This window comes from Sphingobium sp. Leaf26, assembly GCF_001421665.1.
In the GTDB taxonomy this organism is placed as follows: domain Bacteria; phylum Pseudomonadota; class Alphaproteobacteria; order Sphingomonadales; family Sphingomonadaceae; genus Sphingobium.
Window position 1 is genome coordinate 368,242 of the sequence record NZ_LMKV01000012.1, and the last position, 20,308, is coordinate 388,549.

General features: G+C 64.0%; 22 protein-coding genes. 10 read left to right on the forward strand and 12 right to left on the reverse strand.

Annotated features, from left to right (window positions below; translation table 11 throughout):
• Window positions 1–101 precede the first annotated feature (101 nt).
• The 4 genes from ASE85_RS10695 to ASE85_RS10710 all read right to left on the reverse strand — a co-directional run bounded on the left by ASE85_RS10695 (window position 102) and on the right by ASE85_RS10710 (window position 3,671).
• Entirely contained in the window at window positions 102–1,475 is a 1,374-nt protein-coding gene (locus ASE85_RS10695) for an amidohydrolase (protein ID WP_056687603.1), read from the reverse strand.
• Between the two features lie 214 nt (window positions 1,476–1,689).
• Window positions 1,690–1,842, reverse strand: coding sequence for a type II toxin-antitoxin system RelE/ParE family toxin (locus ASE85_RS23880; protein ID WP_235523487.1), 153 nt, complete (start codon window positions 1,840–1,842; stop codon window positions 1,690–1,692).
• Between the two features lie 8 nt (window positions 1,843–1,850).
• The gene (locus tag ASE85_RS23885) at window positions 1,851–2,003 is read right to left on the reverse strand and encodes a hypothetical protein (RefSeq protein ID WP_235523488.1); all 153 of its coding nucleotides are present in this window, start codon (window positions 2,001–2,003) and stop codon (window positions 1,851–1,853) included.
• Between the two features lie 150 nt (window positions 2,004–2,153).
• A complete protein-coding gene (locus ASE85_RS10710; protein WP_056687605.1) occupies window positions 2,154–3,671 on the reverse strand; it encodes a S10 family peptidase in 1,518 nt (505 codons plus the stop codon).
• 534 nt (window positions 3,672–4,205) lie between these two features.
• On the opposite strand from ASE85_RS10710, the gene ASE85_RS22970 reads away from it, so the two are divergent.
• Complete coding sequence (locus tag ASE85_RS22970) at window positions 4,206–4,745, forward strand: hypothetical protein (RefSeq protein ID WP_162237441.1); 540 nt, start codon at window positions 4,206–4,208, stop codon at window positions 4,743–4,745.
• A gap of 38 nt (window positions 4,746–4,783) precedes the next feature.
• Here the strand turns inward: ASE85_RS22970 and ASE85_RS10715 are convergent, their stop codons facing one another.
• The 3 genes from ASE85_RS10715 to ASE85_RS10725 form a co-directional block, all read right to left on the reverse strand.
• On the reverse strand, window positions 4,784–5,074 hold the full coding sequence (locus ASE85_RS10715; RefSeq protein WP_056687608.1) for a hypothetical protein: 291 nt from the start codon (window positions 5,072–5,074) through the stop codon (window positions 4,784–4,786).
• Between the two features lie 131 nt (window positions 5,075–5,205).
• Window positions 5,206–5,997 (reverse strand): 3-hydroxybutyrate dehydrogenase, encoded by a 792-nt coding sequence (locus tag ASE85_RS10720; protein ID WP_056687610.1) that lies wholly within the window; start codon window positions 5,995–5,997, stop codon window positions 5,206–5,208.
• On the reverse strand, window positions 5,994–7,187 hold the full coding sequence (locus ASE85_RS10725) for a DUF3734 domain-containing protein (RefSeq protein ID WP_056687611.1): 1,194 nt from the start codon (window positions 7,185–7,187) through the stop codon (window positions 5,994–5,996). The genes ASE85_RS10720 and ASE85_RS10725 overlap by 4 nt, the downstream gene beginning before the upstream one ends.
• A gap of 260 nt (window positions 7,188–7,447) precedes the next feature.
• On the opposite strand from ASE85_RS10725, the gene ypfJ reads away from it, so the two are divergent.
• Window positions 7,448–8,323: a KPN_02809 family neutral zinc metallopeptidase gene (gene ypfJ / locus ASE85_RS10730; RefSeq protein WP_056687613.1), complete on the forward strand. Its 876-nt coding sequence runs from the start codon at window positions 7,448–7,450 to the stop codon at window positions 8,321–8,323.
• Between the two features lie 6 nt (window positions 8,324–8,329).
• Here the strand turns inward: ypfJ and ASE85_RS10735 are convergent, their stop codons facing one another.
• Both ASE85_RS10735 and ASE85_RS10740 read right to left on the reverse strand, forming a co-directional pair.
• Complete coding sequence (locus ASE85_RS10735) at window positions 8,330–8,671, reverse strand: hypothetical protein (RefSeq protein ID WP_056687615.1); 342 nt, start codon at window positions 8,669–8,671, stop codon at window positions 8,330–8,332.
• A gap of 89 nt (window positions 8,672–8,760) precedes the next feature.
• Complete coding sequence (locus ASE85_RS10740; RefSeq protein ID WP_056687617.1) at window positions 8,761–8,952, reverse strand: hypothetical protein; 192 nt, start codon at window positions 8,950–8,952, stop codon at window positions 8,761–8,763.
• Between the two features lie 100 nt (window positions 8,953–9,052).
• Here ASE85_RS10740 and ASE85_RS10745 point away from each other — a divergent pair, with 100 nt between their 5' ends.
• The 8 genes from ASE85_RS10745 (at window position 9,053) to ASE85_RS10780 (ending at window position 15,969) form a co-directional block, all read left to right on the forward strand.
• Complete coding sequence (locus ASE85_RS10745; RefSeq protein ID WP_056687619.1) at window positions 9,053–11,737, forward strand: bifunctional [glutamine synthetase] adenylyltransferase/[glutamine synthetase]-adenylyl-L-tyrosine phosphorylase; 2,685 nt, start codon at window positions 9,053–9,055, stop codon at window positions 11,735–11,737.
• A gap of 2 nt (window positions 11,738–11,739) precedes the next feature.
• A complete protein-coding gene (gene bcp, locus ASE85_RS10750) occupies window positions 11,740–12,201 on the forward strand; it encodes a thioredoxin-dependent thiol peroxidase (RefSeq protein ID WP_056687621.1) in 462 nt (153 codons plus the stop codon).
• Entirely contained in the window at window positions 12,198–13,007 is an 810-nt protein-coding gene (locus ASE85_RS10755) for a ferritin-like domain-containing protein (protein WP_056687623.1), read from the forward strand. The genes bcp and ASE85_RS10755 overlap by 4 nt, the downstream gene beginning before the upstream one ends.
• 109 nt (window positions 13,008–13,116) lie before the next feature.
• Window positions 13,117–13,842, forward strand: a complete 726-nt coding sequence (locus ASE85_RS10760; protein ID WP_082462753.1) for a M23 family metallopeptidase — start codon at window positions 13,117–13,119, stop codon at window positions 13,840–13,842.
• 80 nt (window positions 13,843–13,922) lie between these two features.
• Window positions 13,923–14,249: an iron-sulfur cluster insertion protein ErpA gene (gene erpA, locus ASE85_RS10765; protein WP_056687625.1), complete on the forward strand. Its 327-nt coding sequence runs from the start codon at window positions 13,923–13,925 to the stop codon at window positions 14,247–14,249.
• Window positions 14,250–14,329: 80 nt separating this feature from the next.
• Window positions 14,330–15,106, forward strand: coding sequence for an exodeoxyribonuclease III (gene xth / locus ASE85_RS10770; protein ID WP_056687627.1), 777 nt, complete (start codon window positions 14,330–14,332; stop codon window positions 15,104–15,106).
• Between the two features lie 69 nt (window positions 15,107–15,175).
• The gene (locus ASE85_RS10775; protein WP_056687629.1) at window positions 15,176–15,694 is read left to right on the forward strand and encodes a DUF2239 family protein; all 519 of its coding nucleotides are present in this window, start codon (window positions 15,176–15,178) and stop codon (window positions 15,692–15,694) included.
• On the forward strand, window positions 15,691–15,969 hold the full coding sequence (locus ASE85_RS10780; RefSeq protein ID WP_056687631.1) for a hypothetical protein: 279 nt from the start codon (window positions 15,691–15,693) through the stop codon (window positions 15,967–15,969). The genes ASE85_RS10775 and ASE85_RS10780 overlap by 4 nt, the downstream gene beginning before the upstream one ends.
• 514 nt (window positions 15,970–16,483) lie before the next feature.
• On the opposite strand, the gene ASE85_RS10790 is transcribed toward ASE85_RS10780, so the two are convergent.
• The 3 genes from ASE85_RS10790 to ASE85_RS10800 all read right to left on the reverse strand — a co-directional run bounded on the left by ASE85_RS10790 (window position 16,484) and on the right by ASE85_RS10800 (window position 20,220).
• Window positions 16,484–16,990: a hypothetical protein gene (locus ASE85_RS10790; protein WP_327196617.1), complete on the reverse strand. Its 507-nt coding sequence runs from the start codon at window positions 16,988–16,990 to the stop codon at window positions 16,484–16,486.
• Window positions 16,987–19,332, reverse strand: a complete 2,346-nt coding sequence (locus tag ASE85_RS10795) for a patatin-like protein (protein WP_056687635.1) — start codon at window positions 19,330–19,332, stop codon at window positions 16,987–16,989. The genes ASE85_RS10790 and ASE85_RS10795 overlap by 4 nt, the downstream gene beginning before the upstream one ends.
• A 189-nt stretch (window positions 19,333–19,521) precedes the next feature.
• The gene (locus ASE85_RS10800) at window positions 19,522–20,220 is read right to left on the reverse strand and encodes an endonuclease/exonuclease/phosphatase family protein (RefSeq protein ID WP_056687637.1); all 699 of its coding nucleotides are present in this window, start codon (window positions 20,218–20,220) and stop codon (window positions 19,522–19,524) included.
• Window positions 20,221–20,308 lie beyond the last annotated feature (88 nt).

Sequence of the window (20,308 nt, forward strand, 5' to 3'; positions counted from 1 at the left end):
AAGGATTGCAGAAAAGTCCGCGCGACACTCATGACAAATGCTGTTGTAGCTTCATCGAATCGGGGCAATGCGCCGTAGCGGCATTGCCCCGGCTATCTGGCTCAGTCCTTCTTCAGGATATCCAGCGCCAGCACGGTCATCGCCTCGCTCGCGGTGGCGATCACCTTGTCCGCTTCGGGCGCCCAGAACGGGCTGTGCAAAGAGGGCAGACTGGCCTGACCGGCTGCCGCTGCGGCCATCTTGTCCGCCGGCACACCACCGACCCAGAAGATGAAGCTGTTGATGCTCTTGTCGGCGCGATAATATCGACTGAAATCCTCGCCGCCCATCACGGCCGACGTCTTGATGACGCGGCCCTCGGGGAAATGGCCCTTGAGCACGCCTGCCATCTGCTCGGCGAATTCGGGCGGGTTGTAGGTGGAGGGGGTGAACTCGTCCTGCACGCTGACCACCGGCATCCGGTCGTCCGGCACGCCTGCCGCGATCGCCTCCCCCCGGCTGATCCGCTTGATCCCTTCGATCAGTTTCGCGCGCGTTTCGTCCGAATAGCTGCGCACGGTCAGCAGCAGCTTCGCTTGATCCGGGATGATATTATGCTTGGCGCCGGCCTGAAAGCTGCCGACGGTGACGACGGCGGGATCCTGCGGATCTTGTTCCCGGCTGACGAGCGTCTGGAGCGAGGTGACGATGCGCGACGCCAGCACGATCGGGTCGCGCGTCGTCTGCGGATAGGCGCCATGGCCGCCCAGTCCTTTCACCAAAATGTCGACACTGTCGACATTGGCCAGTGCATAGCCCAGCGTATAGCCGATCTGGCCCGCGGCGATATTGGCCGCGTCATGGAAGGCGATGGCATGGGTCGGCTTGGGGAAGCGGGTATAAAGCCCGTCCTCCAGCATGTTGCGCGCGCCCTTGCCCACTTCCTCGGCCGGCTGAAGGATCATGACCAGCGTGCCCTTCCACTTGTCCTTCGCCCCGGCCAGAAGCTTGGCCGTCTCGATGAAAGCGGTCATGTGGGTGTCGTGGCCGCAGGCGTGCATCACGCCTGTCTCCACACCTTCGGGCGTCTTGGTGCGGACCTTGGAGGCGAACTCCAGCCCGGTCTGCTCGACCACCGGCAGCCCGTCCATGTCTGCGCGGATCAGCAGCACCGGGCCGGAGCCATTCTTCATCACCGCCACGACGCCGGTGCCGCCGACTTTCTCGGTGACGTCGAACTTGAGCGCCTTCAACCGCTTGGCGAGTTTCGCGGCGGTGTTGACTTCCTGCAACGACAGTTCGGGATTGGCGTGCAGGTCGCGATAGAGCGTCATCAGCCCGTCCATATCCTTCGCCACGGCTGCGCCGATCTCGCTTTGTGCGGGCGGGGCGGGGGCGGGCGTCTCCGGTGCGGGAGCCGAAGCCGGGGGCGTCTGGGCGATGGCGATGGACGCAAAACTGACGGCGGCCAGAACGGCCGTAAGCGCATGGCGCATGTTGATAATCTCCCTTGCTGATCCGGAGCATAGGGTCATTTCGTGACCGGGGAAGGGGGAATTGTTACGGGCGCGCCTATGCCTGGTCGAGTTGGAGCCGCTCCAGATAATCGCTCGCACCATGGAGGATATGCAGTACGACCACCCGCTCTGCTTCGACCCTGTAGAAGATCGGATACTGGCCATGCACCCGTGGCCGTACATCCGGCTGGGCTTAGCGGGGCACCACCGGGAACGCTCCGGGATAGTCGGCAAGGCTCAGGCATTTATCGCGCAGTTCGAGGATGAAACCAGGCGCACGAGCGGGATTGTCGGTCGCGATATGATCGGCAATCGCTTCCAGATCGCGTTCAGCGTCCGCGGCCAACTGGCCCTTCATTCTGCCCTGTCGGGCAGTGCGCGATATTTGGTTTCCAATCGGTCAAAGACGGACCCGGCCTCCTTCGTGCGTCCGGCATCGACGTCGGCGATACCGCGCAGGATCGAAGCGTCCAGTGCGGCCAGTCGTGTTTCACGCTCCTGGATCAAGCCCACGCCTTAGCGCCGCACTTCGCTCTTGCTGTTATAACGGCCGGTTTCGACCAGACCGGCGACGAAGGATTCCAGTTGTTTGCCCAGATCGGCACTGATCATATCTCTATTCTCCGGCACCGATCATGAGGCGTTTATCAACTATTATCAACGCGCCGCGATGAACGCCCGGATGTCTGCGCTCAGCTTGCGCAGGTCGTCGGGGCGGACATACATCATGTGGCCGGCGTCATAATAATGATATTGGATGCGCGAAGCGTCGAAGCCGGTCCGGCTCATCGCATATTCCGCGCCGAAGAAGGGCGTCGCGAAATCATACCAGCCCTGGCCGACGAAGACCTTGAGGCCGCTATTTTCGCGCAACGCCTTGCCCAGATAGGGGGCGACGCTGCCATAGACTTCGCTGGCCCGGCCGCTCTTGCCGTCCAGCTTCCAGTCCCAGCCGCTGACCCCGCCGATCGTCACATAGGAGCGATCCGTCTTGTAGCCCAGATCGTCGCGGGCATAGCTGTTCATCGCGGCGGTATAGGCGCCGTCGATCGCATAGAAGCTGGGATCATTGTCCGGCTCCTCGCCCGCCGCGTCATAATCCTTGCCGGTGTAGCGGGTGTCGAGCCGGCCGATGCTCATCCCCCGGTCGCGGAGCAATTCCTTGTAGAAACGGCCGGGCGAAATGCGCAGGTCGGCATGGTCCACGAACGTTTCCGACAGGCCGGTGAGCCGCGCCAGTGCCGCGCGCACGCTGGCGCGTTCTTCGGCGGGCAGGGCGTTGCCCTTCAGAAGCGCGGCGGCATAGGGGCCGATGGCGAAGGCGCGGGCCTGCTGCGCGGCCTCCGCCACGGTTGCGGGCGGATTGCCCATCTTCTTATGATACCAGGCGGTCGTCGCCATCGACGGCAGGTTGAGGATATAGGGCATTTCATTGCCCTGCACCTCGGCCGTGGCGCCGAAGTCGAGGATGGTCGAGATCAGGATGATGCCGTTCACCGCGACATCATTATAGCTGCCCTCCAGTTCGTTGATCAGCGCCACCGACCGGGTCGTGCCATAGCTTTCGCCGCCGATATATTTGGGCGACGACCAGCGGCCATTGTCGTTCAGCCACAGCCGGATAAATTCGGCGATCGACTTCGCGTCGGCCGACACGCCCCAATAATCCTTGGGGTCTTTCTTGCCGATGGCATGGGAAAAGCCGGTGCCGACCGGATCGATGAAGACGAGGTCGGTGACGTCCAGCAGGGATTCCGCATTGTCCACCACCGGATAGGGCGGCGCGCCGTCATCCTGCGCATCGGGCAGCACCACCCGCTTGGGACCGAAGGCGCCCATGTGCAGCCAGAGCGATCCCGATCCGGGGCCGCCATTATAGAGGAAGGTGATCGGCCGCTTCCTGTCGCCGCCATCCTTGACATAGGATGTGGCGTAGATCGCCGCGAGCGGCTTGCCGTCCTTGTCCTTGAGATAGGTTTCGCCGGTGGTCGCGGTGTAACTGATCGCCTTGCCGCCGAACACGCCCTTATGTCTGGTCACGGATATGTTGGGGGCGGGGACGGGGCTTTCCGCCGCGTCGTCCTTCTTGCCGTCGTCCTGGGCCATGGCGGCGGTGGCGGGCGCCATGGAAATCAGGGCCAGCGCCAGGGCGGCAAGGCTGGTGGTGAAGCGCATCATAATCCCCTTGTTTTACGCTCGTCTGGCTAGCGGAGAGAGGGCGCCATGGAAAGAGGGGGCGGCATGTTGGGATGACAGCGACGCGACAGTGCAAAGTTCACACTGTTGCAGGGCTTTTTCGGCTTGAAGCGCTCGCAAGGCGCTCGCGAAGCGCCTGCGACGCGCTACCTGCGCGTCATCCGGGTCACGGCGGCGCGCCTTCGACGCGACAGACGCGCGGCAGGGAGGCGTTGGGGAAGAAGGGGCCGGTTCCATCGCCAGGAGTGGATCAGGGATAACCCTATTAGGAAAGAGGTTTGTGATGCCACGGGTACGGGGGAAGCGAACGCGCCCATCCCATTTGGTCATCCCCGCAGGCGGGTATCCATTTCCCCAGCGCAGTCCCTGGCGCAAGGTCAGGAAATGGGTTCTCGCTTTTGCGGGAATGACGAAGTTGGGTGGAGTGCGGACTGACTCCTTATGATGGCGACCAAGCTAAAAGCTGCCATCGTGGCATGGCCCTAGATTTCCATCACCGCAAAAATATTATATATGGTGCATATGAAGCTCTTCGGCATCTTTCCTAATTTATCTGGCAGTAATGTAGAAGCAGACGCTCCTAATTCGGACCAAGCCAAAATTGAAGCAGTAGCCGATTTGATCGTGGCTCATATGTCGTCTGACCCGGCGCTTTTTGCCATGGAGCATGCAGGAGAATTTTCTGGATCGCCCATCGAGTTGGATCAAACTTATGGCCATGTGCGGGCCTCGCATATTACTGATCCAAAAGCGTTGCGTGAAATGCTCTTAGATTTCGGTAACCCTAATAGTGGCAAATGGCTTTTAGTTCGGTCGCTGGTTACGTGCAGATCGATTATGTATGGCTGGGACGGTCAAGCGTTCGTGTGCCTTCCTAACTCGGCTCCCGCAATTTCTTCCCCGGATGCAGACTTCATAACAGTCCAAGACCTATCAAATTTAATTTTGGAAACGGACTATATGGATGGTCTTTTCTCTGACGAGGAATTGGACGGTTGGGCGGAAGGTGCATCACTAATGAGAGGGAAAGAGGGCATAGCAAAGTTTCATTAATGTCTGCCTATGGTCGATAAAGACAGGTTGGCCTGCGACTACAATCGAACCTCAGATATCGCGTCGCCCCGTTCCATTTCCCAATGTTTGACCATGTTGAGCACGTCGTCATATGTTTCGTCAGAATGAGACGTGGTGCAAAGAAAGCGGTCAGTTACGGACCCATCGCCCACAACGATTTCATCAATCAAATCTTCCAATTGCGAACAGCCCGGCCCGACAATTGCAACCAGAGACACCTCAGCCTGAAGGCAACGCTCTACAAAATCATCAAGAAGGGTTTCGTCAGAAATAGGCGAATGCAGGATGATTTTACGTGCGAGTCCCATGACCCTGATTTAGCAAACCTAACGTCCGCTGTCAGGAGTGCAGATCGCGACCCGGAACGGCAACAAATGGTCGAAACCCGCCATTCCCTTTTCGCTGAAGAAGGAACGGCGGGCCATGTTGGCAACGCCCCTTATTGCGCGGTCCATCCCCCGTCGATCGACAGGTTCGCGCCCGTCACCTGCGCGGCGGCGTCGCTGCACAAATAGAGCGCCGTCGCGGCCACCTGCTCCGCCGTCACGAACTGCTTGGTCGGCTGTCCGGCGAGCAGGACGTCGTTCATCACCTGCTCGCGGGTCAGGCCGCGCGCCTTCATCGTGTCGGGGATCTGGTTTTCCACCAAAGGCGTCCAGACATAGCCGGGCGAGATGCAGTTGGCGGTCACGCCGAAGGTCGCGACTTCCAGCGCGACCGTCTTGGTGAAGCCGGCAAGGCCGTGCTTGGCCGTCACATAGGCCGCCTTGAAGGGCGAGGCGACCAGCGAATGAGCCGAGGCGGTCTGGATGATCCGACCCCACTTCTTGTCCTTCATGTAAGGGATGGCGAGCCGGGTCGTGTGGAAGGCCGCGTTCAGGTTCAGCGCGATGATCAGATCCCATTTGTCGATCGGAAATTCCTCGACCGGCGCGACATGCTGCATCCCGGCATTGTTGATGAGGATATCGACGCCGCCGAACATGTCGGCCGCTTCCTTCATCATCGCTTCGATCTGATCCACCTTGGTCAGGTCATGACCCGAATAGAGCGCCCTGGCCCCGCTCAGGGCTTCCAGCCCGACCCGTTCCTTTTCGATCGCGTCCTTGTCGCCGAACCCGTTGATGACGATGTTCGCGCCTTCGCCGGCCAGCGCCTTGGCATAGGCAAGGCCAATGCCGGAGGTGGAGCCGGTGATCAGGGCGGTCTTGCCGTTCAGCGACTTGCTCATGCCTTTTTCTCCTTGAGATGATCGGGTTCGTCGAGGTCGAAGGTCGCGCTTTTCCCGTCGAGGATGTTGCGGGCGATCAGGTCGCCCTTGTGCATCACTTCCTCCACGGCCTCGCGGCCCTGGCTCCAATGGTCCAGCATGGTGGCGCGGGAAAATTCGAAATCCTTGGCGCCGCTTTCCCAGGCGCGCGACCGGTAGATGAGGTGGACGATATTGACCGTCCCCTGATCCAGGCACTGGCGCAGTTCCTGCGCCTCCGCACTGTCCTGCAATTGCGGCGGCAGCTTGTCGAGCAGCGCCTTGATCGCGCCATGCTCGCGGCGCAGGCGCAGATACTGGTCGGTCACCTGCCGGGTGCGGCTGCTATATTGCACGTCCTTCATGCGCGAATAGACATCGGTCATCTGCCGCGGCATCGGCCCTTCGGCGGGGAAGAGGTCGACCTGGAACACCAGCATATCCTCGGTCTGGTGGGTGAGGACATGGGCAAGCGGCGTGTTGGAAACGAGGCCGCCATCCCAATACCAGCGGCCGTCGATCTCGACCGGGGGCAGGCCGGGGGGGAGCGCGCCCGACGCCATGATGTGGCGCGCGTCGATCCGCGTGTTGCCGCCGGGACCGCGCGTGTCCCAATAGGCGAAATTGCCCGTCTCGACATCGACCGCGCCGACCGACAGCCGCACCGGGCCGTCGTTCAGCAGATCCCAGTCGACGCAGGCGTCCAGCGTATCTTTCAGCGGGGCCGTGTCATAGAAGCTGATCGCGCCCGGCGTGCCTTCGGGCATCAGCATGGCGGGCCAGAGGCGCGGGCGGAACATGCCGGGCACGCCGAAGCTGGCGACGGTGGCGGCCGCGCCCAGATGGGCGGCTTCGCGGATATGGTCGATTTCGGGCAGGATCATGTTGGGGATGCCGCCCGACAGCGTGTACCAGAATTTCTTCAGCCGGCTGAGGCGGCGATGCGGTTCGTTCCCTGCGATGATCGCGGCATTGACCGCGCCGATGGATATGCCCGCGACCCATGTGACGTCGACGCCCAGTTCGTCCAGTCGTTCATAGACGCCCGACTGGAAGGAGCCGAGCGCGCCGCCGCCCTGCAACAGCAAGGCGACTTCACGGGGGAGGGGGAGGGGCGTGCGTGCGCGGCGGGCCGGCTTCGCATCCTGTCGGGGAAATTCACTATCAGCCATGTCGCAGTGCAATATAGGCTTTGCCCGCGCCATTCCAACTTAATGTCTCGTAACAAATCGGGAAGGGTCGCAACCTTGACTTGCAAGGACCGTTTCACCCCCGGCCTGAATCAGATAGGCAAGGGGCCAGAAGATGGTGCCATTAGAGCAGTTCCGATCCGATTGCATCGGACCGGCTGCGCTAAGTTTTTGGTTTACCGCGTTTTCCGGGTCAGCAGGTGAGTCCACCGGCTTGGAAGGCGCTCTGAAGGGACAGCGGGATGCGGCTCGACGACGAACAGGAAAGCAGCCATTATGAAGTGCAGGACGGGCGCGGCGGTGGCGGCTTAGGCGGTGGCCTGGGCGGAGGCCTGGGCATGTTGTTGCCGCTGATCGGCAGCCGTTTCGGCTGCGGTGGCATAGCCGTCGTCCTGATCATCATGGTGGTGATGGGCGTCAATCCGTTGAGCCTGATCGGCGGTGGTGGTGGCGGGCAGCAGGTGCAAACGCAAAAGCCGGCCAGCGGCCAGTTGACCGACGTACAGCGCACCTCGCTCAAGGTGCTGGGATCGACCGAGCGCCGCTGGACCGACATTTTCAAGGCGGAGGGGCAGCAATATCCGGCGCCCACGCTGGTCTTCTACAGCCAGAACGGCCGGTCGGGTTGCGGCGCGGCGCAATCGGCGATGGGGCCTTTCTATTGCCCCGCCGACCAGCGCATCTATCTCGACACCGATTTCTTCAAGGAGATGGAGACGCGCTTCAATGCGCCGGGCGACTTCCCGATCGGCTATATCATCGCGCATGAGGTCGGCCACCATATCCAGACCATCACGGGGCAGGCCGACAAGATCCGCAAGGCGCAGCAGAGCGCGAGCGAGGCCGAGGGCAACGCGCTACAGGTGCAGATGGAGTTGCAGGCGGACTGCTATGCCGGCGTATGGGCGGCGCGCGACACCAATTTGATGGAGCCGGGCGATCTGGAGGAAGGCATGCGCGCGGCCGAGGCGATCGGCGACGACACGTTGCAGCGCGAGGCGGGACGGCGTCCGGTGCCCGACAGCTTCACCCATGGTACCAGTGCGCAGCGGATGCAGTGGCTGCGCAAGGGGCTGAACAGCGGCGACCCCGCCCAATGTGACACCGGCGCAGCCTGAGCGCGCTCAGCGCTCGCCGTTGGGGGAACCGGCGGGCGCGCTCTGCGGCGAAAAGCCGCTGGGCATGCCGGTGGTGATCGGCGGTGCGGACGTGTCGGGCAGGCCGGCGCCCGGCGCCATCGCCGGTTGACCAGCGCCCGCCATCGGCTGGCCGAAGGACGCATCCGCCGACGGCGCGCCCGGCACGGACGGCGGCGGGGCGACCGGAACGGGCACGGGCGGTGGCGGCACATCCGGCTGAATGGCGGATTGCGCTGGTTGCTCCGGTCTGGGCGTGAAGCTTTGCACCGCCATCACGATCAGCGGGGCGCCGAGCAGCGTGGCGATGGCGAAATTGCGGTACATCATGAGCGCGTGCGACTTTTTTCTGGCAAAGGATGAATTATTCTACCCGGAATGGGTAAATAAAGCCTTCCGCCAGGGTGCCGGGCGAAAGGTCAGTGCCGGTCGAGCTTGGCCAGCAGCGCCATCATATCAGATGGCATGCCGCCGTCGCCGGGTACAAAGGTGGCGCGAAGCGCATTGCCGACCCCCTCATAAGGCTCTGGCAAAGCGACATTAAGCACCCGCGTACCGCCTTCGTCGCATGCCGTTGCCGATCGGCCAAAGGGTTTACGTTGGGACTCCATATGGCCAGAACGGCTTCATGGGCCAAAAGTTTCTGGCGTTCGTCGCACGGCCAAGCGATAGCGCACCGGAATAAGGGAAATCCCATAAGAGAGAGTAGATGTGATCGACTGGCTGGATACCGAAAAGCGGATCAGGGGCCATTCCCCCTTTCTGGCGCGCGCGCTGGACCGCTATCCGGCGGTGACGGAGCGGTTGGCGGTCGGCGATTTCGACGGCGCCTTTGCCGCGGCGCAGGCCGCCGGGGTGCCGGAAGATGGTATCGCCAGGTCGCTGCGGCGACGACGTGGGGCTATCGCGCTGGCGGTGGCGGCGGCCGATCTGGCCGGGGCCTGGGATATGGACCGGGTGACGCGCACCCTGTCCGACTTTGCCGACCAGGCGCTGGAAGAAGCGCTCGCCGCCGCAATGCAGGAACGGTATCCCGATGCCGAGCATCAGGGGTTCGTCATACTGGCGCTGGGCAAGCATGGCAGCCGCGAGCTGAATTATTCGTCCGATATCGACCCGATCCTGCTCTATGACCCCGCCACATTGCCGCATGGCGAGCGGGAGGATGTGGCCGACGCCGCCGTGCGCATCGGCCGGCGGGTCAGCGAATTGCTCAACGCGCGCGATGGCGACGGCTATGTCTTCCGCGTCGACCTGCGCCTGCGTCCCTCGCCTGAAGCTACGCCCATCGCCCTGCCGGTGGAGGCGGCGATCGGCTATTATGAATCGACCGCGCTCGGCTGGGAGCAGGCGGCGTTCATCCGCGCGCGGCCTGCGGCTGGTGACAAGGCGCTGGGCGATTATTTCCTGCGCCAGATCCGGCCCTTCGTCTGGCGGCGCAGTCTGGATTTCGGCGCGATCGACGCGATCGTCGACATATCGCGCCGTATCCGCGACCATTATGCGCAGGGGCAGGCGTTTGGGCCGGGGTACGACCTGAAGCGCGGGCGCGGCGGCATTCGCGAGGTCGAATTTTTCGCGCAGGTGCATCAGTTGATCCATGGTGGCCGCGACCCGTCGCTACGGTCGGGCAACACGCGCGAGGCGCTGCGCGCGCTCGCCGCCGCCAATGTGATCGAACCCGATGTCGCGGCGCGGCTGGACACCGCCTATATCCTTTTTCGCACCATCGAGCACCGGCTCCAGATGGTCGAGGATCGCCAGACCCATGAACTGCCCAAATCGCCCGACAGCCTGGACAATGTCGCCCGCCTGCATGGTCTGACCGACAGCGCGGCGCTGCTCGACCGGTTGCGGCCGCATGTCGAATGGGTCGGCCGCAATTATGACCGGCTTAGCCCGGAGAAGGCGGATGCCTCGCTCTCGCATGATGAGGATCGGCTGAAAGAGCAATTGATGGAACTGGGTTTCGCCGACCCTGACACGCCGATCGCCCGCATCGCCCGCTGGCGCGGCGGTACTGTTCGCGCGCTGCGTAGCGCGCCCTCGCGCGAGGCGCTGGAGGCGTTGCTGCCCGGCCTGATGCGCACGCTGGCCAAAGCGCCCGATCCGTCGCGCGCACTCAACCGGCTGGACGACATGATCGGCCGGCTGCCCAGCGCGATCAACTTCTTCAAGCTGCTCGCCGCCCGTCCGGCACTGGTCGAACTGCTGGCCGAAATATTGAGCCATGCCCCGACACTCGCCGATGCGCTCAGCCGCCGGGCGGAATTGATCGACGGGCTGATCGACGCCTCCGCCTTCGATCCCGCGCCACCGGTCGCCCAGCTTGCGCAGCAACTGGGTCGGCTGGAGCCGGGTGAAGATTACCAGACCCTGCTCGACCGGGTGCGCCAGCGCGTGGGCGACCGCCGCTTCGCATTGGGCGCGCAGATCATCCGCGGCGGCGATCCGCTGGAGGCGGGCCGGGGCTATGGTCGCGTTGCCGAGGCTGCGATCGAGGCGCTGGCGGCCGGCACCGTCGCCGAGTTTGAGAGCGCCCATGGCAAGGTGCCGGGGGGCGAATTGCTGATTCTGGCGTTGGGTCGCATGGGCGGCGGGGTGTTGACGCACGCATCGGACCTCGACCTCGTCTATCTCTTCACCGGCGATTTTTCCACGGAATCGGACGGGGCCAAGCCATTGGGCGCGACCCAATATTTCAATCGCCTTGCCCAGCGCATCACCAACGCCCTGTCGGTGCACACCGCGTCCGGCCCGCTTTACGAGGTCGACACGCGGCTGCGCCCGTCCGGCGCGCAGGGGCTGCTGGCGGTCAGCCTCGACAGCTTCGCGCGCTACCAGCGGGAGGAAGCCTGGACCTGGGAGCATCTGGCGCTCACGCGCGCGCGGCCGGTGTTCGGATCGCTGCAGGCACGCGCCGCGCTCGACGCGATATTGTCCGAAACGCTCCAGCGCCCGCGCGATTTCGATGAACTGGCGCGGCAGGCGGTGAAGATGCGCGGCGACATTGCCAGGCACAAGCCGCCGGCCGGCGACCTCGATGTCAAGCTGGTGCCGGGCGGCCTGGTCGACCTGGAGTTCCTGATCCACGTCAACCAGTTCCATTATCGCATGGCGTTCAACCCCGATCTGGGCAAGGCGCTGGCCGATCTGGTCGCGGCCGGTCATCTGCCTGCCGACCTCATCGCCGCGCATGACCTCATCACCCGCTATCTGGTTGTCTCTCGTCTTGTGTCGCCCAAATCGACCGAGCCGGCGGAAGCCACCCGGCCGCTGGTCGCGCGCGCCTGCGGCGCGGAAGATTGGGACGGGCTGCTTGCCAGCTATGCGCAGGCGCGGATATGCGTCGGTGAAGCCTGGGCCGCGCTCGCCGCGCCCTATCAGGAGGAATGACCATGCTCGAACAGGGTGACGCGATCCCGGAAGTTACGCTCAAGGATGCCGATGGCGTCGATTTTGCGCTGCACGGCTATCAGGGCAAGCCGCTGGTCGTCTATTTCTATCCCAAGGCGGATACGCCCGGTTGCACCAACGAAGCCAAGGATTTCACCGCGCTGGCCGATGAATATGCCGCCGCCGGCGTGTCGGTGATCGGCATTTCCAAGGACAAGCCGGCGAAGCTGAAGAAATTTGCCGAGAAATATGGCCTGTCCGTCATTCTCGCTTCCGACGAGCCGGGCGCCGTCTGCGAAGCCTTTGGCACATGGGTCGAAAAGTCGCTTTATGGCCGCAAATATATGGGAATCGAGCGGGCGACCTTCCTGGTCGGGGCGGACGGCAAGATCGCGCGCGTCTGGCCCAAGGTGAAGGTGAAGGGCCATGCCGAAGAGGTGCTGGGGGCCGTGACCGCGCTTTGAGCCTGCCGCTGTCCGTGACGAGTGTGGGCGCGGCCTGCGCCCATGTGCTGCTGACCGCCGACCCGCAAGCCAAGCTGATGGCCGCGCGGTCGGTGGCGCGCGCCTGGCGGCTGGGGCGGCTGGAGCATCGCTTCGACGCCGTCATGCCCGATCGGCCGGCGCGCCCGGATGCGCCGGAGCTATTATCGCCCGCGCACATGCCCCGGCGTGGCAAGATCGGATCGGAACGGGCGCGCATCGCCATGCTCCATGCGCTGGCCCATATCGAATTTGTCGCGATCGACCTGGCCTTCGACCTGATCGGGCGGTTCGGCGACCAGTTTCCCCCGGACTTCACGAGCGAATGGATGAAGGTCGGCGCCGACGAAGCCATGCACTTCGCGTTGCTCGACCGGCGATTGCGGCAGATGGGCAGCCATTATGGCGCGCTGCCCGCGCATGACGGGCTGTGGCAGGCGGCCGAGGAGACGGCGGGCGATGCGCTGGCGCGACTGGCCATCGTGCCGATGGTGCTGGAAGCGCGCGCGCTCGACATCACGCCCGCTACGGTCGAGCGGTTCGAGGGGGCAGGGGACATGGTTTCGGGCAGGATGCTGCGGCGCATCGTCAAGGACGAAATTCGCCATGTCGCGGCGGGGACGACATGGTTCGTCTGGGCGACGAACCGCATCGGCGTCGAATCCCCCAAACATTATCAAATGCTTGTGAAAAGGCATTTTCGCGGCGGCGTTAAGCCACCGTTCAACGACTCGGCGCGTCGGCAGGCCGGTCTGACGGAAGAATTTTACGTCGCGCTTGCAACATGACCGGCAATTTGCAGTCTGCATTTTGCGGGGGCGATCCAGGTCGCCAAAAAATTTTAACACGGGAAGCGCCGAGGGGCATCAAGCCTCCGGTGACATAGTCGGGGTCTGCATGTCGGTTCTTCATTCGGTTAATGTTCGTCCGTCGCTTTGGTTCCAGGCGAATAAGGTTAAAACGGTTTTAGCGAGTATCGGGGTTGTCGGCGCGCTGTGCGCAACCGCCCCGGCCCACGCCACCGGAACCGACGACCCCTATGGCGATGCTTCGGAAATCAACACCAGCGCGCTCGGCCCGTCCGATGTCGGCTTTTCCAACCTCTTCTCCAGCCTCCAGCGGCTGGACGGCAACGCCAAGACCGCAGCCTATATCCCGTCGGGCCGCCCGGTCGAAAAGCTTGTCCTGACCTCCAACTTCGGCGTCCGTTCCGACCCGTTCAACCGCTCCGCCCGCATGCACAAGGGCATCGACATTCCCGGTCCCATCGGCACCCCGATCCACGCCACCGCAGACGGCATCATCAGCCGCGCCGGCTGGGCCAGCGGCTATGGCAACCTCGTCCAGATTTCGCATGGCAGCGGCATGGAAACGCGCTACGGCCATATGTCGAAGCTGCTGGTCGCCGAAAACTCCTATGTGAAGCGTGGCCAGGTGATCGGCCTGATGGGTTCGACCGGCCGCTCCACCGGCAGCCACCTTCATTATGAAGTCCGCGTCGACGGCGCCGCGATCAACCCGCTGCCCTTCGTCGCCGGTCCCGACTATCTGGTCGCGATGAACACCAAGCCGCCGCTCGCCATGGGCGGCCCGACCAAGGCGGAAGAAAAAGCGGCCGACTGATCGGCTTCATGACGAAATTCGCAAAAGGCCCGGCGCCCGATGGGGTTGCCGGGCCTTTTGCTTGATCCTATCTAGGCACCATGTCCGACATCGACCTGACCCCGTCCGCTGCCGCCCGCGTCGCCGCCATCGCCGCCAAGCAAGGCAAGCCCGCCATCCTCCGCCTGTCGGTGGAAGGGGGGGGCTGTTCGGGCTTCCAGTATAAATTCGGTCTGGCCGAAGCGATCGAGGCGGAAGACCTGACAGTCGAACGCGATGGCGTGACCCTCGTGGTGGATGACGTCAGCCTCGATCTGGTGCGCGGCTCGGCGGTCGATTTCGTGTCGGACCTGGGCGGGCAGGCGTTCAAGGTAACGAACCCCAACGCGACCGCCGGCTGCGGTTGCGGCACCAGCTTCTCGGTCTGACTTTCCACCTCCGTTCGCCCTGAGCTTGTCGAAGGGCTGTCCTTTCTCCAAAGGAGGGACAAACGGAAGAGAGAGTCATCATGCGCATCGCCACCTTCAACATCAACGGCATCAAGGCGCGCCTGCCGCGTTTGCTGGAATGGCTGGACGAAGCGCGGCCCGACATCGCCTGTCTTCAGGAAATCAAGACCAGCGACGACACCTTCCCGGTCAAGGATATCGAGGCCGCCGGCTATGGCGTGATCTGGCACGGGCAGAAGGGGTTCAACGGTGTCGCCATCCTTGCGCGCGGCGAAACCCCGGTCGAGGTGCGCCGTGGGCTGGAGGGCGAGCCGGAGGACGAACATAGCCGCTATCTGGAGGCCGATGTGAAGGGCGTGCGCGTCGCCAGCATCTACTTGCCCAACGGCAATCCGCAGCCCGGCCCGAAATTCGATTACAAGCTGCGCTGGATGAAGCGCCTGCGCGACCGCGCCGCCGAAATCTGGGCGGAGGAAGTCCCCGCGATCCTGGCCGGCGACTATAATGTCATCCCGCGCGACGTGGACACATTCTCGGTCAAGGCGATGCAGGACGATGCGCTGATGCAGCCGGAAAGCCGCGCCGCCTATCGCCGGCTGCTGGGCGACGGCTGGACCGACGCGATCCTCAGCCGTCACCCCGATGGCGGTGTATGGACCTTCTGGGACTATCAGGCGAATAGCTGGCCGCGCGACGCGGGCTTCCGCATCGACCATCTGCTGCTCAGCCCCGCCGCCGCCGACCGCCTGATCGACGCGCAGGTCGACAGGGAATTTCGCGGCCGGGAAAAGGCCAGCGACCATGCGCCGACATGGGTGGAATTGCGCGATATCTAATTATTACCCGGATTATATTGACTCCATAAAACCCGGATAATAATATCCGTGCCGAAAGGGAGATTCGGCATGGAACGGACGTTGACGGCCTTTGCGGGTGAACTGTGGATCGCCACCGGCGATGAGGGCGAAGTGCGCGCGGCCCTGCGCGCCATGGGTGATGAGGCCCAGAATATCCTGCTGTTCGATGATGCGACAGGCCGGCAGGTCGATATCGACCTGCGCGGACCAATCGTGGAGGAGGCACGGGGCAGGGGGCGGCCCAGGCTGGGTGTCCAGCCGCGCGAAGTGACGCTGTTGCCGCGCCATTGGGACTGGCTCGCCACCCAGCCCGGCGGCGCATCGGCCGCCATCCGTCGCCTGGTCGAGGACGCCCGCAAGGCCAGCGCCACGACGCCCGACCCGCGCGCGGCGATGGACGCCGCCTATCATTTCATGACGGCGATGGCCGGCGACCGCCCCGGCTACGAACCCGCGATCCGCGCGCTCTTCGCGAAGGACGGGGCGCAGTTCATGGCCCTGTCGCAGGACTGGCCCTCCGGCATCCGCGACCATGCACGGGCCTTGGCGGCGCCGGCTTTTGGGTGACAGGCCTGCTGACGATCAAAGATTGCCGCTGGTATTCCCGTTTGAACTTGCCGATTGCGGACGTTCCCGATCATGATATTTTCGGGTTCATGAAGGCACGTCAGAAGAAGCTACGCCTGACCGAAGCGACCGCCCGATACTTGCGGCAGATCGGGCGGAAGGCGCAAAAAGGTGAGGAACCGAACGATCGCGGCTTTGATCGCAAGCTTGATGAAAAACTTAAGCGAATGCGGCCTGAAGACGTTGACGCTCTTTTTCGTGGCGAAGACGAATAGCGCTGTTGCAGCGGCAACAAGTGACCAACAGCCGACCCTACGATGCCTCCTTATTAGTCGGCGCGACCAACGTAGCTATCTGACCGGCAGCGGCCGAAAGTAGAACAGCGGGAAAGGCGAGTCCGACGAGAAAGAACAGACCAACTACCAAGAGCGGGCCGGTCCCCGAGTTTAGCAGCATCACTGGAAACTGCGCCAATATTATGATCACACCGGCAGACCATCCCCACAACCGCAGACAGAAGCCGCTTACGGCGGAAGCCGCTAATGCGACGGGATACCATTTGGTCATGAAGTCCGCAGCGTCCCAAGGCTCGTTGGCACCAGTCACGTCGCAGACCATTTGCCAGTAGAGCAACGCGAAGGCGGAAATCGCCACCAAAAGGACCGAGCGAAAGAGCATTTTGTCACCGTCTCACGCCGAAGCGGGCTTCACAAGTCTTCCTTCGCAGTCCAGCGGTTAGGTCTGCTCACCACCCTTCCCGGCCATCCCATCATGCCGCAGCGGCCAGCCTCAATAGCGCGATACACCCTCGATATGCGCGTCATAGCCCCGGAGCGCGGCAGTCACGGGGGCGTCGCCGGCATAGCGGCGGCGTAGCATGGACAGCCGGGCGTCGGTGCCGTGGCACAGTTCGGCGATATTCTCCGCGATATAGGCGCGTCGTTCCGCGTCATAGGCTTCTTCGCCGCGGAAATGGTCGCACCCGTCACGGTCGACCATGAAGGCGGTGACCTCCTGCGGGAAGGGCAGGGCGGACATGTCGTCGTCGGACGGCGGCAGGTCCATCACGTTGCGTGGAGCCGGCTGGGCGCGGACCGTGACGACCGGCGACGGCTTGACCGGAATCGTGGCATTTTCGACCGGCAGCGGTGCGGGTTCCTGGGGTAGGATGGCGGCGACAGCGGGGGCAGGCGCCATGCCATTGTCGGCCTGTGCGCTGTCATCGGACGAGCCGCGACAGCCGGCGAGCAGTGCCAGCATCAGCCCAACAGCAACCAGACCCACACGCCCGCTCACCCGATCTCCTCCCGCAAGCTGGCAATGAGATCGGCCACATGGGGCAGCCGCGACTCTTCCTCATCAAGGATCGCCAGAAACGCGGCCCGCCTATAGTCGGCCAGCGCGTCGGGCGAAAGGCGGCTTGCTGTGGGCATGGCAGAAATCACGATGTCCAGAAGCCGCTCGGCCCCGTGCAGGCGACCCCACAGATAGTCATTCTCGCGATAGACCCTGCTAAAGAAGGCGCCGAAGTTGTTGAATTCAATGCCCTTGAGGGTGGCGGTGGCGCCACCGCTGCGGATCGCGGTGCAATCTTCGGGCGAAATCCGGTCGACCTTGACCGGATCATATTCATCCAGAGTGTCACCCTGGAGCAACGGTAATGTGGCGATATCGGTGAAGGGGAAGCCCAGATAGGCGAGCAGCATCGTCCGGCGACCGGCCTTGGGCAGGCCGGCGAAGGCTTCGGCCAGCATCAGGTCGGCCGCCTCGTCCCGCGCCTTCAATCCGCGCGCCTGCGCCACCGCCGCCATGGCCGCCGCCGCGTCGGTCGGCACGGCCTTGGCGGCGGCGATCACCTCGGCTCCATGAAACTCGCTGTCCTCGCATTCGGCATAGAGCGACAGTGCGCCATAGATGGCGTCGTGCATCGCCTGCACCGCCGGATCGTCCGCATCGGCTTCCAGTTCGAGCGTATCGGCCAGCCGCCGCGCCAGATAGCGCAGCCGCCGGATACGAAAGGCCAGATCATGCGCCCGAAAGAAGGCGACCGGGGTGGATGCAGACCCGCTTTCCTCGCTTAGCTGGTCCGCGCCCTCCTTGCGGATCGCGGCCCAGATCGCCTGGCGATAGCTTTCGCGCATCATTGCGCTGTCCTCGCCGCTCAGGCGGAACAGCAGCGAGCAGAGCGATTCGACGATCCCCGACAGCTTCAGATGGCCATAAGCGGGGTAGGCAAAGCCCGCCGCGCTTGCCGCCCGCTGCTGCGCCTTGGATCGCCAGGCCGACAGGCGCGCGGGCGTCGGCCGGTCCAGGAACAGCATCCGCCCGATCGCGCTTTCCACGTCCGCCTCTATGCCCGGCCGCAGCGCGTCCAATATCCGCCGCATCCGCCGGATACGCGCGCTATGCCGGTCGATCGCCTCCAGATTGTCGCGGATCGGCTGCTCGCGCGGAATGTCCGACAGCGCGCCGAAAATGGTGCGGAAGAAGCCGGGCAGCGGCGCATCCTCACCCGTCGGAGCGTCCTGCTGCTCGCCTTCCTTGTTCAGGCGGATGGAGCGGTGCCCCGGCTTGGGGTCGATATAGACGAAGCGCCGGTCGACCTCGCGCCGCGACGGCCGGTTGCGCAGCGCGCCGATCGCCTGCGCAAAGGGCGCATTGGCCAGCACCGACCCGTCGATCAGCACGGCGTCCTCCGCCGTCCCCCGCGCGGCATGGCGGGGCAAGGCGCGGCCCAGAAACGCCTCGCGCCCCGGCCAGCCGCGATGCCGGCGCTTGAGCACCCGATCCAGTTCCCGCACGGTGAAGGGCGGGAAGGCACCGGGAAAGCTGGCCGTCGCCCGCGCCGCAAACACCAGTTCGGCCGGATCGGCAAAGGGGCGGCCATTCCCATTCTGGCCGCGCCCCCGCGCGCGGAAGCCGATCGAGAGCCGATGCTCCGTCTCGATCACCTGTGCCGGGCTGTTGAGGTTCAGGCTTTGCGGATGCCCTTCGAAATCGGTGACGGTCACGAACAGGTCGAGCGGGTGGCCGTCCGGCAGCAGCGGCTGTCCCTTCTCCGCCGCCGCCATCGCGTCGAAGGCGTCGATCAGCATGTTGGAAAATATCTCTCCGCCAAAGGGCGGCTCGAACCAGCGTGACCGGATGAAGCGGGAGAGTTTCATCCGCACTTCCTCGCGCGTGTCGGGCGCGACCGTCCGCTCCACCGCATCGCCCGGCCGGCGCGCCGCCATCCACACCAGCGGCGTCGCCCAGAATTTCGTCATGGCGCGCGCGGGGCGGGCGTCCGGGTCGAGCAGCCGGTCCACATCGGCATTGTCCAGCCACAGATGAGTCAGCGGCTCCAGCGACTGGCCGGTCTCGATCGCCTGCGCGAGGAAGATGCCGTTGATCCCGCCCGCGCTTGCGCCCGCGATGATGTCGGGCATGACGCGCAGCCTGATCCCGCTCGCTGCCTCCATCGCCGCCAGCACCTGCGCATAGACGGCCTCGCTGCCGCCTTCTGGCTGCACCCCGTCATAAAAGGCCCGGCTGGCCCGCGCCAGATGCCACACCTCCTTGGTGATGCCGTGCATGTAGATCGCCAGGCTGATCCCGCCATAGCAGACCAGCGCCAGCCGCAATTCCCTCTCCTTCATGGGGTGAACGTCGCAGAGCGCGGCGGCAATGTCGAGCATTCAGATAAGAGGATTTCCATCATCCCCGTTCGCCCTGCGCTTGTCGAAGCCTGTCCTGAGCTTCGCCGAAGGGGGGCTGTGCTTCCTGAAAGTGAAGAGCCGCGCTTCGACAGGCTCCGCCCGAACGGAGGATGATCCATGGAAGTGCGTTCACCCAACCGCAAATTCCGCCCAGATCGGCAGATGGTCCGAAGCCTTCCGCGCCGCCGCGCTCTCATGCACGCCGCAATTCTTCAGTGTGAGTTTCCCGCAGTGCATGATCCGGTCCAGCCGCGCCACCGGCCGCCGCGCATGGAAACTGCGCCCGCATGGCGCGAAATGATAATGGCGGGCAAAATCCGCCAGGCACCCGCGCCCGGCGCTCCATTCGTTGAGGTCGCCCATCAGCACGGTGGGCATGACTGCACCCTGCTCCGCCGCATGGATCACCGCCGCCGCCTGCCGCCGCCGCCAAAGGCCCGACAGGTCGAGGTGCATGCCGAACACCCGCACGGCCGCGCCGTTCAGCCTCACCTCCGCCATGGTCGCGCCGCGCGGCTCCAGACAGGGCAGGTGCAGCACGTCATGGGCCGCAACCTCCGCCTCCTTGCGCACCAATATCGCATTGCCGTGCCAGCCCATCGAATCGGTCTGCACATTCAGTGGAACGGGTCGATACCCACTCTGACTATCCATCAGCAGGGGCGGGATCGCGGCGGATCGTACGCCAAAGCGTCGGTCTGCCTCCTGCAAGGCGACGATGTCGGCATCCACCTCACCCAGCACCTCCAGCACCCGCTCCGGCACGCGGCGCCGGTCTGTGCCTATGGCCTTGCGGATATTATAGCTGGCGACCCGGATCGTTTTCATGCCGTATCAATGCGCCAGAGCGGCGGATGTTTCCAGCGGCACCATTGATGTTCTTGCAATGTTCGCATGGCATCGGCATATCCGTGCC

Coding starts and splice junctions, on each gene's coding strand:
- ASE85_RS10695 (WP_056687603.1), bottom strand. CDS start 1,475: ATGCGCCATGCGCTTACGGCCGTTCTGGCCGCCGTCAGTTTTGCGTCC.
- ASE85_RS10710 (WP_056687605.1), bottom strand. CDS start 3,671: ATGCGCTTCACCACCAGCCTTGCCGCCCTGGCGCTGGCCCTGATTTCC.
- ASE85_RS22970 (WP_162237441.1), top strand. CDS start 4,206: ATGGTGCATATGAAGCTCTTCGGCATCTTTCCTAATTTATCTGGCAGT.
- ASE85_RS10715 (WP_056687608.1), bottom strand. CDS start 5,074: ATGGGACTCGCACGTAAAATCATCCTGCATTCGCCTATTTCTGACGAA.
- ASE85_RS10720 (WP_056687610.1), bottom strand. CDS start 5,997: ATGAGCAAGTCGCTGAACGGCAAGACCGCCCTGATCACCGGCTCCACC.
- ASE85_RS10725 (WP_056687611.1), bottom strand. CDS start 7,187: ATGGCTGATAGTGAATTTCCCCGACAGGATGCGAAGCCGGCCCGCCGC.
- ypfJ (WP_056687613.1), top strand. CDS start 7,448: ATGCGGCTCGACGACGAACAGGAAAGCAGCCATTATGAAGTGCAGGAC.
- ASE85_RS10735 (WP_056687615.1), bottom strand. CDS start 8,671: ATGATGTACCGCAATTTCGCCATCGCCACGCTGCTCGGCGCCCCGCTG.
- ASE85_RS10740 (WP_056687617.1), bottom strand. CDS start 8,952: ATGGAGTCCCAACGTAAACCCTTTGGCCGATCGGCAACGGCATGCGAC.
- bcp (WP_056687621.1), top strand. CDS start 11,740: ATGCTCGAACAGGGTGACGCGATCCCGGAAGTTACGCTCAAGGATGCC.
- ASE85_RS10760 (WP_082462753.1), top strand. CDS start 13,117: ATGTCGGTTCTTCATTCGGTTAATGTTCGTCCGTCGCTTTGGTTCCAG.
- erpA (WP_056687625.1), top strand. CDS start 13,923: ATGTCCGACATCGACCTGACCCCGTCCGCTGCCGCCCGCGTCGCCGCC.
- xth (WP_056687627.1), top strand. CDS start 14,330: ATGCGCATCGCCACCTTCAACATCAACGGCATCAAGGCGCGCCTGCCG.
- ASE85_RS10775 (WP_056687629.1), top strand. CDS start 15,176: ATGGAACGGACGTTGACGGCCTTTGCGGGTGAACTGTGGATCGCCACC.
- ASE85_RS10795 (WP_056687635.1), bottom strand. CDS start 19,332: ATGAAGGAGAGGGAATTGCGGCTGGCGCTGGTCTGCTATGGCGGGATC.
- ASE85_RS10800 (WP_056687637.1), bottom strand. CDS start 20,220: ATGAAAACGATCCGGGTCGCCAGCTATAATATCCGCAAGGCCATAGGC.